Genomic DNA, 12728 nt, shown 5'->3' with positions numbered 1-12728 from the left:
CGGTCAGGATGGATGGACGGCGCCGAGCAGGATTCGCTTCAGATGCTCGGGCGCGATGAGCGTGCAGTAGTGCTGGCCCTTGAAGGCATCCGGGATGCCGGGCGTATCCAGCGGAACGTGCAGCGCCTTCGCGGGAAGGTGCAGAGTGCCGGCGGAATCGACCGTGGCTGTGGGGAAATCGGATAGCCAGTCCTGACCGGTCGTCGCGAGCGTGTCCGGATCGATCACGACCCGGTTCGGGCGGAAGACCAGGGCCTCGCGTTCGGCGTCCGTGAGCGATCCGGCGACCTGTTTCAGGGTGCCCCGATTGACCTGTGCGCAGGTGCCTTCCGGCCCGGCCGTACGCGCACCGTAGACCTCGGCGAGGTGATCGGCCGATTTGCCTTTGCAGCGCACCTGCCGCGGCAGGCCGGTGCCGGAATCCTCGTAGGTGGTGTAGCTGGTCACGGTGAGCGGTTGCACCTGCGGCTTCGACGCGGCGAACGAGCCGAGGTCGGTATAGGGCGCCTCGTGCAGCTCACCTCCGGCCTTGCGGAACTTCCCGAGATGCAGGCTGGCGGTGGTCACTTGGGCTCGCAGACACAGTGATCGCGGGTATTGCTCCTCGGCGGGGTCGGCGAGGGCGGGTGCGCCGGGACCGCCGCACAGGGCTGTGGCGAACGTTGTGACGAGGAGGCCGGTGAACAGTGCTGGTCGAACAGTCACGCGCGTCATGCTTTCGGAGTGGAGGAGCCGGTTCAGAGGCCGGTGAGCGGCTGCGCCCCGGGCGCCGCGGGTACGGCGCCGTGCGGGGCGGCGGGGTAGTAGTCGGGGGTCGGAGTGCCGGTGAGGAAATCACCCACCCAGCCGAGCGCGAGGGTGCGCAGGGTGGCGGAGTTCATTGCTTCCGGTGTGCCGCAGAGCATTTCGCCCAGTGTGTCGGAGCTGGAGCCCTCGGCGTCGGTGTGGGCGCCCGAGGGCAGGCGCACGCCGAGGAAGGGGCGGTGCAGGCGGGTCTGCACCGCGAGGGTGCCGATGCCGAAGGTGTTGCACGGCGACGGCGGCGCCGAAATCGTCAGGGCCGGAAGGGTGGTGGTGTCGAGGCCGGTGAGGGCGAGGTCGATATTGTTGCCGAGGAAGGACCGGACGGGATCGAGCAGGACCACCCCGCGCAGCGTGTTCCAGGACTCCAGGTGATGGGTGCGCAATCGCTCGGCGACGTAGGCGACCGCTTCGGCTCCGGCCGAATGGCCGATGAACACCAGATTCTCCGGAATGGCGGGCGCGGCCCGGCCTGCCCGCCGCGCGGCGGCGGTGAGACTCGTGGACAGCCGGCCCGTCGGAGCCGAGGCGGCGCCGAACAGGGTCGCGACGTGATGCAGGAACGCGGTGTTGTCGCCGATGTTCTGGAGGGTGCAGCCCGAGAGGTTCATGAACGGCAGGCTGGGGGCGAAGACGAGATGGCCCGCATCGGCGAAGGTCGCGGCCAGATCGGCGACGTTCCCGCCGGTGCGGGCGAAGCCGTGCTGGATCCACACCAGCGCCCGCGGCTCACCCTCGGGGAGATACCAATCGGCGTCCTGATCCAGAACATGGGCGGCGCAGGGGATCTCGATGGTGCCGGGCAGCCGGGTCGCGGCCCCGGCCGTGGGTCCGGCCGCCACGGCGGCGAGGAGGGCGACGGCGGCCAGGCCAGGGGCTTTGAGGTGCATAGGTACTCCCACGGCGACGCCTGTTTCCTCTAGCGGAATGGCGTTTCTGCTTTGGCAGACCATTAGCGGTCATGCCGGCGCTGCTGTCAAGCGCTGGAAAGACCGTATTTCCCTGGACATTCCGGAGTGTGATCGCTATGTTTCGATATGGGAAACCCTGTTTCATTTTTCGTATACGGGGTCGATCCGCCGCCGCGTCGAGGGAAGGGAGACCGGTGCGATCCGCGCTGTACGTACCGGGCAACAGGCCGGAACTGTTCGCCAAGGCCCTCGCCGGTCCCGCCGATGTGGTCCTGCTGGACCTGGAGGACTCGGTTCCACTGCGGGACAAGGAATCCGCGCGCGCCGAGGTGGCCGCCTGGCTGCGTGGCGCCGCGACGGCCGGGCGGCGCATCTGGGTCCGGGTGAATCCGGGCGAGCCGGGGCGCGCGGATCTGCGGGCGGTTGCCCTGCCCGCCGTGGAAGCGGTGTGCCTGGCGAAAACCGAGTCCGCGCACCAGGTCCGGGCCGTGAGCGAGCTGCTGTCCGAATGCGAGACCGGGCCCGCCATCCGCATCTGCCCCCTGCTGGAGAGTGCCGCCGCCGTCTATGCGGCCCGCGAGATAGCCTCCGCCCCACGGGTGTCGCGCGTGCAGATCGGCGAAGCGGACCTGCGTGCCGAACTCGGTATCACGCCCGGTCCGGATGCGAGCGAGCTGCTTGCCATCCGCACCCAGATCGTCCTGGCCAGCGCCGCGGCGGGCATCGCGCCGCCGCTCGCCCCCACCGGCACCGACTTCCGGGACCTCGCCGCCCTGCGCGAATCGACTCGAGCCCTGCGGCGTTTGGGGTTTCGCGGCCGAGCGTGCATCCATCCGGCGCAGGTGCCGGTGGTCAACGAGGTCTTCACCCCCGCCCCGGCCGAGATCGACCGCGCGCGTGCGCTGATCCGGCGTTTCGAGGCCGCCGCCGGGGGCGTGGTGCTCGACGATGCGGGACGCATGGTGGACCGGGCCGTGATCCGTGAAGCCAGAAGGCTTCTGGAGGCCACGCGGTGAGGGGCGCTCCGCGGGGAGCGCCCCCGGCCGGGAACTACTGGTAGCTGGGATCGGCCCACGCGCCGATGGATCGGGAACGGACCGGTTCGACGAGCCGCGGCGCCAGGCTGTGCGGGAAGTCCGGACCCCAGTTCGTCGCGGTCCCGGACATGACGACCTTGGCGTCGTCGGTGTACCAGTCGACGAGATCGGCATCCGAGCGGACGATCCAGGTGCAGCCCTGCTCGGCATCGGCGGTGAAATCGCCGTGGCGGACCAGGGCGGGCCGCCAGAAGTAGGTGCCCGGCCACATCTTGCCGAAGTTGTAGTCGAATCCGCCGGCCAGGCAGTACGCCTCTTCCGAGCAGGGGTGGTGGGCGAGGGGTTCCTCCCGCCAGCCCGGCTTGGCCTTGATGAGCCGGGTGTAGAAGCCGGTCTTCTCATCGCGGTGCAGCAGCTTGATGTAGAGCCCGGGAACGGGCGTCCCGCCGAGGTCGAAACGCATCGGGCTGCCGTCCTTCACATCGATCCACGGCATTGCGGCGGAGTCGAGGACGACGAGTTTCTGGTCGGGGCGCACGAATTCGCGATCGGCGTCGGCGAGATCGAATCGCCAGTCGCCGCCCTCTCGGAAGAGCAGGATCTCGGTGCCCGCGATGACGGCGATCGGCGGCGTCCACACCCCGGTGGGCGCCATCCAGAAGCCTTCGGGTCCGAGCACGGTGTCGCCGATGGTCACCTGCCCCGACAGGACGTACCACTCCGTTTCGGCGCGGTGCACGCCGCCGGGGCGGGACCAGTCGCTGGTGAAAGTGACCTTGAGCGAGGCGGATCCGTCCTCCTCGTCGTAGCTGAGATTGCGTTGCACCGCGCTGCCGGCGGCGTGCTCGAACTCGGCGATATGGCTGATCAGGTCGCGTTCGTCGATGAGCTCTACATGTGGACGCATCGGTCCTCCTCCCATGGAGCAATATTTGCGATACAAAATGTACTGGTTACTAATAACCAAAACAAGGTGTATCGTAAATTCCCGTGACCAGACCCGGACGCCCCGCAGGCCCCGCCGCCGAGACCGAGGAGATCGTGCTGACCGCCGCGCTGGAGTTGCTGCTCACCGAAGGCGCCGTGGCGCTGACACCGCAACGGCTGCATACGGTTACCGGCGTCGCGCGCACCACCATCTACCGGCACTGGCCCACACCGCGCGATGTGCTGGCGGCGCTGATCTCGGTGGCCCCGCACGAACCCCTCGACCCCAGCGGCGATCTCGAGGCCGACCTGCACACCGAAGTGGACCTGCTGTGTGATCGCCTGCGCGACAAGCCCGTCGCCGCATTCCTGCGCGCGCTGGTGACGGCGTCCTCGGCCGATCCGGCCTGCACCGAACTGCGCCACCGGTACGTGATGGACCTGCTCGAGCCCTTTCGCGCGGCCCTGCGCGCCCACGGCGGCGGTGAGGAGGCCGCCGTCGAGGAGGCGGCCACGACCATTGTGGCGCCGCTACTGGTCGACGCGCTGCTGCTGGACCGCCCCGTCGATCGCGAGCGCGCCCACCGCGCCGCCGCCGAGGTGCTGAGCCGCGCACGCGCCTGAGCAACATCGACTACCGAGCACCACAGGGGAAATCGTCATGACCAATGCCGTCGGAACCCGCGCCGTCTTCGGCGTCGTCGTCCCGAGTACGAATACCGTTGTCGAACACGACTATTGGCGCGCGGGCCTGCCGGGCATCGCCTATCGCGCCGGATCCATGTACATCCCGAATCCGGTGATGGGCGACGACGCGGATTTCCGGGCCCTGCTCGGCCAGATCCGGGCGTCCATCGACACCGCCGTGCGCGATGTGCTCACCGCCGAACCCGAACGCCTGGTCATGGGCATGTCCGCCGAGACGTTCTGGGGCGGGGTGGCGGGCAATGCGGCCTTCGAACAGCGGCTGCGCGACCGCAGCGGGCTGCCGATCACCACCGGGGCGAGTGCGTGCCGCGCCGCGCTGCGCGAGCTCGGCTGCCACCGGATCGCGGTGTTCTCGCCGTATCAGCCGATCGCCGACCTCGAGGTCGGCCGGTTCTTCACCGAGGCGGGGTTCGACGTCGCCGCCATCACCGGCTTGCGCTGCCCGAGCGCCATGGATATCGCCCGGGTCGGCGCGGAGCGACTGCGCGAGGTGGTCGCGGAACTCGACGGCCCGGATATCGAGGCCATCGTCCAGGTCGGCACCAACCTGTCCTTCGTGGCGCTCGCCGATCGGCTGGAGGCGGAACTGGGCAAGCCCGTCATCGCCATCAATGCGGCCACCCTGTGGCATGCCTTGCGCGACCACGGATTCGACGATCGCATCGAGGGCGCGGGCCTGCTGCTGCGCGAGCACTGAACGGCGGTGCGGCGGCGCTCCGCCGGGAGCGCCGCCGTCCGGAATCGCCCGCGATGCGTGCGCGGCCGGGTGTCAATGCTCGCGCAGCAGACTGCCCGCGCCCTCGATGCGGTCGGGGATGCCGTTGTCCCGCAGCGCCATCCACCAGGTGGCGGCATTGATGGCGATCACCGGTTTGCCGAGCCAGCGTTCGGCCTCATCGGCGAGCCGCACCATGGACAGATTGGTGCCGCACTGCACGAGGGCGTCCACGGCACCGTCGACCTCGAGCAGCGCGGCGCGCAGTTCGTCCTCGCGCACGTGCGCGATGGAGACCGCGGTCGGGCAGCGCAGCCCGCGAATGGCCTTGACCTCGAATCCGAGTTCCCCGAAGAACCGCACCACATTCTCGTCGCCCACCGGTTGATAGGGCGTGACCACGCCGATGCGCTCGGCGCCGTAGAGACGCAGTGCGCGGCGGCAGGCCTCCGCGCCGGTGGCCACCCGCAATCCGGTGATGTCGTGGATCTGACGCTCGAATTGCCGGTTGCCTTCGACTCCGCCCCAGAAGGTCTCGGCGGACATGCCCATGACCATGTAATCCGGTTCGCAGGTCAGCACCCGCTCGCAGGCGGCGCCTATCTCGGCGCGGATCTGGTCGAGCAGCCGCTCCATGCCGGCGTCGTCGCTCATATTCTGGTCGCGGATGTGGATGCGGCCGAAATGCGCGGTGACGCCGGGGACGGCCATCCGGGCGAAGTCGGGTTCGACAATGGTGTTGGTGGACGGCGCGATCACGCCGAATTTGCGCCGCCAGCCCAGTGCGTCGGTCATGCGATGGTCTCCTCGTAGTCGTGGGCGGCCGTCCGTCGCGCGGCGGCCCGCAATCGCAGTGCGGCGATCAGGAAGGCGGCCTGTGCCGCCGTATTGCACGCCTGCTCGATCCATTGCAGCGTCACCGTCTGATCGGGCCGGGATGCCAGCGGGCCCAGGATGAAGAAGACGAGCAGCTGAATGCCGAACAACGCCGCGGCCGGACCGTCGCCGCGGGCGCGGGCGCGGCCGATCAGGTGGATTCCGGTGAGGGTGGCGAAGACGGTGGTGCTCACCAGCAGGGGGATCGGGTCGCCGGCCAGGAGGGCGGCGAGGGCGCACGCGGCCGTGAGGCCGGATACCAGCCCGGCCGCCCAGCGCGGTACGCTCCCGGTCGCATCCCGCACCAGAACCAGGTAGAGCACGGCGAATCCGAGGGTCAGCAGCGGAAACAGCAGGCCGCTCAACCACGTCGGCTCGGAGCCGTCCAGCGCGGCGACGAGTTTGGCTGTGGCCTTGGCGATTCCGCCCGCACCGATGAGCGCGGCCGCGACCGGTATCCCGCGCGCGTGCGGAAACGCCCGGCGCAGCACCAGCACACCGGCGGTGGTGAGCAGCACCGGCACGAAATCCTCGACGGCCAGCGAGACCGGATAGTCGATGGGGCTCACGAGCGCTCCAGGACGCCGTGCACGACGGCGGCCAGGCGGTTGTGCTCGAAAACCTGGTACACCACGGCGAGGGTGGCGCCCGCGCCCATGCCCGGTTCGGCATCCATCATGAACTCGCGCCCGACGAGCCGGTGCCCGCCGGTGGTGTGCAGGCGCACGAAATTGGCTCGGCCGTAGGAGTTTCCATTGCCCCACACCTCGGGTCCCTCGTGGAAGGACCGCACCCCGTCGCGCCGCACGATGCTGCGCACCTCGGAGTCGAACGGGCCCGACATGGTCAGCCGGTGCTCGGCCACCAGCAGATTCACCGGATCGATCTCGAGTTCGGTGCGCAGGCCGCCCAGTGAGCGCTGGGCGGCCGTCCACACCTCCAGCTCGCCGGAATAGCGGCTCTTCTCCTTGGTGGGCACGGTGAATACCACAGGCCCGCAGCGGGTTTCGATGCCGATGCGCTGCTCGACGAGTGCCGGATCGCGGGTGTAGAGGCCATTGAACACGCCGGTCAGCGCCGGACCCTGGTACAGCACCGACGAATACACCTGGGTGTCGCCGAGGGTCTGGTTCCAGGTATTGAGCGACACCTGCCAGCCGGGACCGTAGTAATGGGCGTCCACGAATCCCCCGTAGGGCCGGCCCGATCCGAAGAAGTCGGGTCCGGTGTAGATCCGGTCCGCATCGGAGTCGCGGACGCCGAACGCGAACGGCGCGCCGAGGGCGAACCGGCCCGCCAGCTCCCCGCCGCCGGTCAGGCCGCCGTCCATGTAGTAGGTGGTGATGCCGTCCTCGTGCACCGAGGAGCGGCGAATGTCCTCGAAACCGCGCCAGGTGCCCGCCGCGTCGAACAGGGAGGGGCGGCCCACCCATTCCCCCGCGATACGGCGCTGGAATTCGCTGGGCGCACTCATCCCAGCAGCTCCCCGCGCACCCGCTCGGCCTGCTCCGCGCCGAGCAGCCGGGTGACCCGCGCCCAGACCGGGTCCACCTCGGGGCTGAACAGATTCGCGCGATTGGCCCGGTCCCGGGCCGCCGTATCGGCGGCGACGGCGGGAACTCCCTTGTCCACCAGTGTGAGCCACTGGTCCAGATAGCCGTCCACGATGCCGTCGAGTGCGCGGAACGCCGGTTCGGTGGCCCGGCACACCACCATCCACGGTGACATCATGGCGCGCTGGCGCGGCCCGATGGCGGCGGGGGAGACGCCGTCGATGCGCCACGCCTCCTCGAGCAGCGGGGTGAGCGGCAGGAAGGCGGCGTCGAGATATTCCAGGTGCACCGCCAGATCCACGCGCGGTATCAGATCCAGGTGCATGGCGTGATACTCACCGGCGTGCACCGCGTCGAGGGTGAAATGCGGTACGGCGGAATCGCTTCCGGTGAATGCGAAAACCATGTGGCTGTCCAGCCCGATCGGCGGCACCACCAGGTCCACGATCACCGCCTTGTCGATCGGGCCGCCGCGCAGCACGCGCAGGCGGCCGACCGGATCGGGCGCCATGGCGCTGGTGAGCGCGATGTCCTCGGCGGTGCCGAGCCCGAGGGCGGTGCTCAGCGCGGTCAGGGTGCGCTCGCTCAGGGCGGCGGGCAGGCTCATTGGGCGTTTCCTCCGGTGCGGGCCTTGTGCACCCAGGCACTGGCCAGTTCGGGATTGTCACGGCGGGCGGGGGAGGCGATCACGGTCGCGGTGCGGCGGGGTGAATCGCCGGTGATGAGGTCGTCGTCGCCGACCCACCACCCCTGCTTCCTCAGCTCCAGGCGGCGCCGGCGGTAGGCGACCTGGAGGCCGTCGCTGCGCACGTGCAGTTCATCGGACAGATCGAAAGGCAGCAGTTCCGGTCGCTGCGATTCCACCACCGGCTGATCCTGGAGCAGGATCTTCTCGATGCGCTTGCGCGCATTGCCGTCCGCCCAGGCGCCGGTGAAGAAATTGCGATAGCCGAGAATCTTGACCAGCGTGCGGTCCTGGGAGAGCGGGATATTGAAGTCGTAGAGCAGCAGATCCCCGATCGGCAGCCGCACGTGCAATTTCACGATATTGGGCAGATACCAGGCATTGGTGACGGTGACGTATTCCGCGCGCGGCCGCCGCCGCGCCAGCAGTCCCCACAGGCCCTTGGGCAGTGGGGGACTGAGCTGGATATCGGCTTCGGCGGACCAATCCGTCTGGCGGATACGGAAATCCGGGATCTCCGGCTTATCCGGATTGCCGAAGGCGGTGCCGTGCACGAACGGCGTGTGCGCGGCATCGACGACATTCTCCAGGGCCCGTTCGTAATTGGCGTTGATCTCCATTTCGAACTGCACCGGCCGGAAGGCCGGATCGCAGTGTTCGGGAATGACCGGTATCGGAGGTCGCTCGGCCTCCGGGAGATCGCCGAGAAAGGCCCAGATCATCCCGTAGCGTTCGACTGTCGGATACGAGTCCACCCGCGCCTTGCGGGGGATCTTGCGTTCCTCGGCATTGGCCGGGATCTTCACGCACACCCCGTCGGTGTCGTACTGCCAGCCGTGGTACGGGCAGGCGATGCGGTTGCCGGTGACGGTGCCCATGGACAGCGCCCCGCCGCGGTGCACGCACAGATCGGACAGGCAGGTCACCGCGCCGGAGCCGGTGCGGAACAGCACGAAGTCCTGACCGAGACAGGTCACGCGGTGTGGTTTCGCGCCGACCCGGTCGGCGAATTCCACGGCGTACCAGAAGTTCTTCAGCATATCGGCTCCTCTCGCCGCGTCAGCCGCACCGCGGCGTCCTGGAATTCGGCCAGTTCGGTCTTCGCCGCCGCCTCGCCGCGCAGGTGTGCCCGCAGGAAGATCGACACCAGGCGGGTGAAGGGCGGCAGGGCATCGGTGTCGCCGGGGCCGTCGAGAAAGGCGCGGGCGGCGGTGGGGTCGGCGTCGGCGATGCCGAAGTGGTTGGCGCCCGGAATCTCCGCCAGCAGGTGATCGCCCGCGGGCAGCGCCTCGGTGAAGGTGCGCCGCACCGGATCGGGCCGGTCGGCGTCCTCCTCGCCGTAGCGGTCGGCGCTGCCCTGGATGACGCCGTCGTGCGTGCCCACCCCGAGCAGCACCGGGCAGGCGGTCTGAGCGGGCAGCACGGTCCCCGGCGCCCAGCCGAGCATGGTGGCGACCAGAGTGTGTGCGCCCCAGGCGAATACCGCGGCGACCTCGGGAAAGAACCGCGCGGACTGCAAGACCACGGTGCCGCCCGCCGAATGCCCGCCCAGAGCAATGCGATTCAGATCCAGCGCGCCCCGCAGCGGCGAGTGGTCGTTCACCTCGGCCAGGGCGGCCAGGAGTGCGCCGATGGCGGGGCAGGTGGGCCGGGTGCCGTACGCATCCGGGCGGGCGGCGTCGAGGTCCACACCCGGGGTCAATCCGCGCTGTCCGCCGAACAATTCGGCCACGCGGTCCATGGTGACCACCGCGAACCCGCGCGCGGCCACGGCCATGGCGAAGCGGCGGTAGGACTCCTGCCCGACATTGACCCCGGACAGGAACACGACCACCGGATGCGGCGCGCCGCCCGGGTCGGGAGCGAAGACCCCGGTGAGCCGTTCGGCATCGTCGCCGGCGGCCAGCGCGGGGTAGTAGATCTTCATGTGTGCGGTGTCGAACGGGGCCGCGCCATCGGTGCGCGCCGACCACCACAGCGAACGGATGAGTGTCATGCCGCCGGCCTCGGCAGCTCGCGGTCCCCGCCCCACAGCGCCCGCACCAGGCGCCGGGTGAGGTCGGGCCCGAACAGGCGCTCGCCCATGACATTCGCCGGATCGCGTTCGGCGATGGCGCGGCGCACGGCCAGATCCCGCGCGGCCAGGGCGGCGCGCTCCGCGGCGGGCACCTCCGGCGCCTCACCGACCTGGGTCAGCCACCGCTCCACCCGGGCGGTGAGCAATTCGGCGACCGTGTCGAGATTGGGACGGGTGGGCGGGAAGGAATAGCAGTAGGCGGTGGGGGACAGGCTGCCGCGAATGAATCCGGCGCGGCTGGTGAACCAGGTGAAATCCGGATGATCGGCCTTGAAGGCCAGCCAGGGCTTATCGTCGGGCGCGTAGTAGGCGTCGAAGTATTCGCCGTCGGCGACGAGATCGCCGCGCGGAATGGCGTCGGCGTAGAACCAGCCCTCGGGCCACAGCAGCAGCGCCGAGCCCAGATGCGGGACCCGGGTGCGCGGCCCCAGCCATGCGGTGAGGTGCAGGTTCACGAATCCGGTGCGGGGATCGCCGATCCAGGAGTGCACCAGCCAGTCGATCTCGGGACCGGAGTAGGCGGCGAGGCTGCCGGAGGGCCCGGCGTCCGGATCGCCGTAGGTGTCGAGATCGGTCGTGCACGGATCGCGGGTGAGGTCGAAGCGTTCGGCGATACGGGATTTCAATCCGCTCAGCAGCGCGCGCCACTCCGTGAACGTCTCGGTCACATCGGCGCGGGGTGTCTGGTCGACCATCTGCTCGACGTGTTGCAGGGTTTCGTTCATCGCTGCTCCGGATCTTGTGTGGATGCTGTTGTCACGCGGTGTCTTTCGTCAGGTCACGGGCACGGTGTCGAAGGGGTGGCGGGGACGGCCGGCGACGAGATCGGTGCCCCGCGAGACCATCCGGTTCACCGCCTCTGCCGGGCGGATGACGGCGCGGACGCTGTCGGCGCCGGCGGGCACGGCGGTGGTCTCGGGCCGGCTGATCACCCCGGTGAACGGGCCGTTCCACACCGTCCACAGGGTGAAGTCGGGGCTGAGCGCGTGAATGGCGCCGGTGAGCGTCCCGTCCGCGGTGAGCCCGGCGGCGACCACATTGAGCCGGTTCTCCGCCGCGCGTTCGGGCAGGCCCAGGCGCGGCTCCCACGGCTCGGCCGGGGTGTGCGGCACGGCCACGACATCCGCGTCCCGCACGGCCGCCAGGCGGAAGACCTCCGGGAACAGCGCGTCGTCGCCGACCACGAGTGCGATTCGGCCCCAGGGCAGTTCGACGACGTTCAGCTCCGCGCCCGGCGTGGTCGCCCAGGGGTGGCGTGCGGTCGGGTGCAGCTGCGGCTGCCGCGCGACGATGCCCCCGGCATTCAGCAGCAGGCCGTGGTGGGCGGACCCGGCGCGCACGGAGGTGACCGCGCAGGCATCGGTATCGCGCAGGGCGCGAACGAGTTCGGGAATCGGAACGGCGGCCAGTTCGGGCAGCACGATCAAGGCCGCGCCGCCCCGGGCGAGCGCGCGCACGGTGTCGGGGCCGGGCCCGGCGACGGCGGCGGTCACGGCCCGCGCGCCGGGGGGCGCCTGCCGGATGCCCGGGGCGGCGAGCAGCGGCCGGTACAGCTCCGGACGGCGTGCCGCGAGCACATCGGTGCCGTCCGGGCGGCGCTTGTCGTCGGCGCGGGCGATATCGATATCGGCGAGGACGACCGCCTCGCCCTGCGGCGGGGCCATGGCCACACAGGTCCCGTCCGGAGCCACGATCTGACTTTCCCCCGCCCCGTGGAGGCGTTCGGGCGGCACCCCCAGCCGGGCGGCGATATCGGGCAGCTGCGGCTGCGGCAGCAGCGGGCCGACCTTGTTGGCCGCGACCACCCACACCTTGTTCTCGGCGGCGCGCACCGGAATATGCAGGGCGGCTTCGTCTATGGCGAAGGAGTTGAGGCTGTTGAGCAGCAACCGCGCACCGCGCACCGCGAGCGATCGGGTGACCTCGGGGATGACGCCCTCCAGGCAGGCGTACATCCCGATCCGGCCGAGCGCGGTCTCGATGACCGGGGAATCGTCGCGGCCGGGATCGAGGTGGTCGTTCTCGGCTCCCATGAGAATCTGCTTGTCCGCCTGGCCGAGCAGAGCGCCGTGGGGACCGAACAGCAGGCTGGTGGCGGTGGTCCGGCCGTCGTCGCGGGCCAGCGTGACGCCGATCTTGACGAATATCCGGTGTCGTGCGGCCCGTGCGGCGATCGCGGTGAGGAAGGGATCTCCGGGCGTGCAGGCCATTCGCCGGGCGTGCTCGCGATTGTCGTACCAGGATAGGTGGTTACAGAACTCGGGGAGGACCACCACTTCGGCGCCGGCGTCGGCGGCGGCGTCGATCATGCGGACGCAGGTGGCGCGATTGGCCGCCACCTCGGTTCCCACGGCGAACTGTGCGGCCGCGACTCGGGTCATGCCCTCACCCCTCTAGCTCACGGTGTTTCGTACATCGAAACGCCGTTTCCTGATCTG

General features: G+C 69.8%; 14 protein-coding genes. 3 read left to right on the top strand and 11 right to left on the bottom strand.

Annotated features, from left to right (window positions below; all coding sequences use genetic code 11):
• Positions 1-3: 3 nt before the first annotated feature.
• Positions 4-705, bottom strand: coding sequence for a hypothetical protein (locus ACYQ5L_RS21900; RefSeq protein ID WP_459959728.1), 702 nt, complete (start codon positions 703-705; stop codon positions 4-6).
• 32 nt (positions 706-737) lie between these two features.
• Positions 738-1691 carry an alpha/beta fold hydrolase gene (locus ACYQ5L_RS21895; RefSeq protein ID WP_459959726.1) on the bottom strand — a complete coding sequence of 318 codons (954 nt, stop codon included), beginning with the start codon at positions 1689-1691 and terminating at the stop codon, positions 738-740.
• A gap of 215 nt (positions 1692-1906) precedes the next feature.
• Between ACYQ5L_RS21895 and ACYQ5L_RS21890 the strand changes: the two genes are divergently transcribed.
• Positions 1907-2728 carry an HpcH/HpaI aldolase/citrate lyase family protein gene (locus ACYQ5L_RS21890; RefSeq protein WP_459959724.1) on the top strand — a complete coding sequence of 274 codons (822 nt, stop codon included), beginning with the start codon at positions 1907-1909 and terminating at the stop codon, positions 2726-2728.
• A 34-nt stretch (positions 2729-2762) separates the two neighbouring features.
• Here ACYQ5L_RS21890 and ACYQ5L_RS21885 read toward each other — a convergent pair whose 3' ends face one another.
• Positions 2763-3656, bottom strand: coding sequence for a DUF4437 domain-containing protein (locus ACYQ5L_RS21885; RefSeq protein ID WP_459959722.1), 894 nt, complete (start codon positions 3654-3656; stop codon positions 2763-2765).
• An 83-nt stretch (positions 3657-3739) separates the two neighbouring features.
• On the opposite strand from ACYQ5L_RS21885, the gene ACYQ5L_RS21880 reads away from it, so the two are divergent.
• Both ACYQ5L_RS21880 and ACYQ5L_RS21875 read left to right on the top strand, forming a co-directional pair.
• Positions 3740-4300 (top strand): TetR/AcrR family transcriptional regulator C-terminal ligand-binding domain-containing protein, encoded by a 561-nt coding sequence (locus tag ACYQ5L_RS21880; protein WP_459959720.1) that lies wholly within the window; start codon positions 3740-3742, stop codon positions 4298-4300.
• Positions 4301-4337: 37 nt separating this feature from the next.
• The gene (locus tag ACYQ5L_RS21875) at positions 4338-5081 is read left to right on the top strand and encodes a maleate cis-trans isomerase family protein (protein WP_459959718.1); all 744 of its coding nucleotides are present in this window, start codon (positions 4338-4340) and stop codon (positions 5079-5081) included.
• Between the two features lie 72 nt (positions 5082-5153).
• On the opposite strand, the gene ACYQ5L_RS21870 is transcribed toward ACYQ5L_RS21875, so the two are convergent.
• Genes ACYQ5L_RS21870 through ACYQ5L_RS21835 form a run of 8 tightly spaced genes read right to left on the bottom strand, consistent with a single transcriptional unit; the run spans position 5154 to position 12671 of the window.
• Complete coding sequence (locus ACYQ5L_RS21870) at positions 5154-5894, bottom strand: maleate cis-trans isomerase family protein (protein ID WP_459959716.1); 741 nt, start codon at positions 5892-5894, stop codon at positions 5154-5156.
• Complete coding sequence (locus tag ACYQ5L_RS21865; RefSeq protein ID WP_459959715.1) at positions 5891-6544, bottom strand: hypothetical protein; 654 nt, start codon at positions 6542-6544, stop codon at positions 5891-5893. The genes ACYQ5L_RS21870 and ACYQ5L_RS21865 overlap by 4 nt, the downstream gene beginning before the upstream one ends.
• A complete protein-coding gene (locus tag ACYQ5L_RS21860) occupies positions 6541-7449 on the bottom strand; it encodes a hypothetical protein (protein ID WP_459959714.1) in 909 nt (302 codons plus the stop codon). Before ACYQ5L_RS21860 ends, ACYQ5L_RS21865 begins: the two co-directional genes overlap by 4 nt.
• Positions 7446-8135, bottom strand: a complete 690-nt coding sequence (locus tag ACYQ5L_RS21855) for a hypothetical protein (protein WP_459959712.1) — start codon at positions 8133-8135, stop codon at positions 7446-7448. Before ACYQ5L_RS21855 ends, ACYQ5L_RS21860 begins: the two co-directional genes overlap by 4 nt.
• Positions 8132-9253, bottom strand: a complete 1122-nt coding sequence (locus ACYQ5L_RS21850) for an aromatic ring-hydroxylating dioxygenase subunit alpha (RefSeq protein ID WP_459959710.1) — start codon at positions 9251-9253, stop codon at positions 8132-8134. The genes ACYQ5L_RS21855 and ACYQ5L_RS21850 overlap by 4 nt, the downstream gene beginning before the upstream one ends.
• Positions 9247-10209, bottom strand: coding sequence for an alpha/beta hydrolase (locus ACYQ5L_RS21845; protein ID WP_459959708.1), 963 nt, complete (start codon positions 10207-10209; stop codon positions 9247-9249). Before ACYQ5L_RS21845 ends, ACYQ5L_RS21850 begins: the two co-directional genes overlap by 7 nt.
• Positions 10206-11015 carry an oxidoreductase gene (locus ACYQ5L_RS21840; protein WP_459959706.1) on the bottom strand — a complete coding sequence of 270 codons (810 nt, stop codon included), beginning with the start codon at positions 11013-11015 and terminating at the stop codon, positions 10206-10208. The genes ACYQ5L_RS21845 and ACYQ5L_RS21840 overlap by 4 nt, the downstream gene beginning before the upstream one ends.
• A 48-nt stretch (positions 11016-11063) precedes the next feature.
• Positions 11064-12671 carry a nitrilase-related carbon-nitrogen hydrolase gene (locus ACYQ5L_RS21835; protein WP_459959705.1) on the bottom strand — a complete coding sequence of 536 codons (1608 nt, stop codon included), beginning with the start codon at positions 12669-12671 and terminating at the stop codon, positions 11064-11066.
• Positions 12672-12728 lie beyond the last annotated feature (57 nt).

Source organism: Nocardia sp. IFM 10818 (genome assembly GCF_054655275.1).
This window is presented reverse-complemented; position numbering and strand designations above follow the sequence as displayed.

Coding starts and splice junctions, on each gene's coding strand:
- ACYQ5L_RS21840 (WP_459959706.1), bottom strand. CDS start 11,015: ATGAACGAAACCCTGCAACACGTCGAGCAGATGGTCGACCAGACACCC.
- ACYQ5L_RS21885 (WP_459959722.1), bottom strand. CDS start 3,656: ATGCGTCCACATGTAGAGCTCATCGACGAACGCGACCTGATCAGCCAT.
- ACYQ5L_RS21855 (WP_459959712.1), bottom strand. CDS start 8,135: ATGAGCCTGCCCGCCGCCCTGAGCGAGCGCACCCTGACCGCGCTGAGC.
- ACYQ5L_RS21870 (WP_459959716.1), bottom strand. CDS start 5,894: ATGACCGACGCACTGGGCTGGCGGCGCAAATTCGGCGTGATCGCGCCG.
- ACYQ5L_RS21845 (WP_459959708.1), bottom strand. CDS start 10,209: ATGACACTCATCCGTTCGCTGTGGTGGTCGGCGCGCACCGATGGCGCG.
- ACYQ5L_RS21875 (WP_459959718.1), top strand. CDS start 4,338: ATGACCAATGCCGTCGGAACCCGCGCCGTCTTCGGCGTCGTCGTCCCG.
- ACYQ5L_RS21835 (WP_459959705.1), bottom strand. CDS start 12,671: ATGACCCGAGTCGCGGCCGCACAGTTCGCCGTGGGAACCGAGGTGGCG.
- ACYQ5L_RS21895 (WP_459959726.1), bottom strand. CDS start 1,691: ATGCACCTCAAAGCCCCTGGCCTGGCCGCCGTCGCCCTCCTCGCCGCC.
- ACYQ5L_RS21860 (WP_459959714.1), bottom strand. CDS start 7,449: ATGAGTGCGCCCAGCGAATTCCAGCGCCGTATCGCGGGGGAATGGGTG.
- ACYQ5L_RS21850 (WP_459959710.1), bottom strand. CDS start 9,253: ATGCTGAAGAACTTCTGGTACGCCGTGGAATTCGCCGACCGGGTCGGC.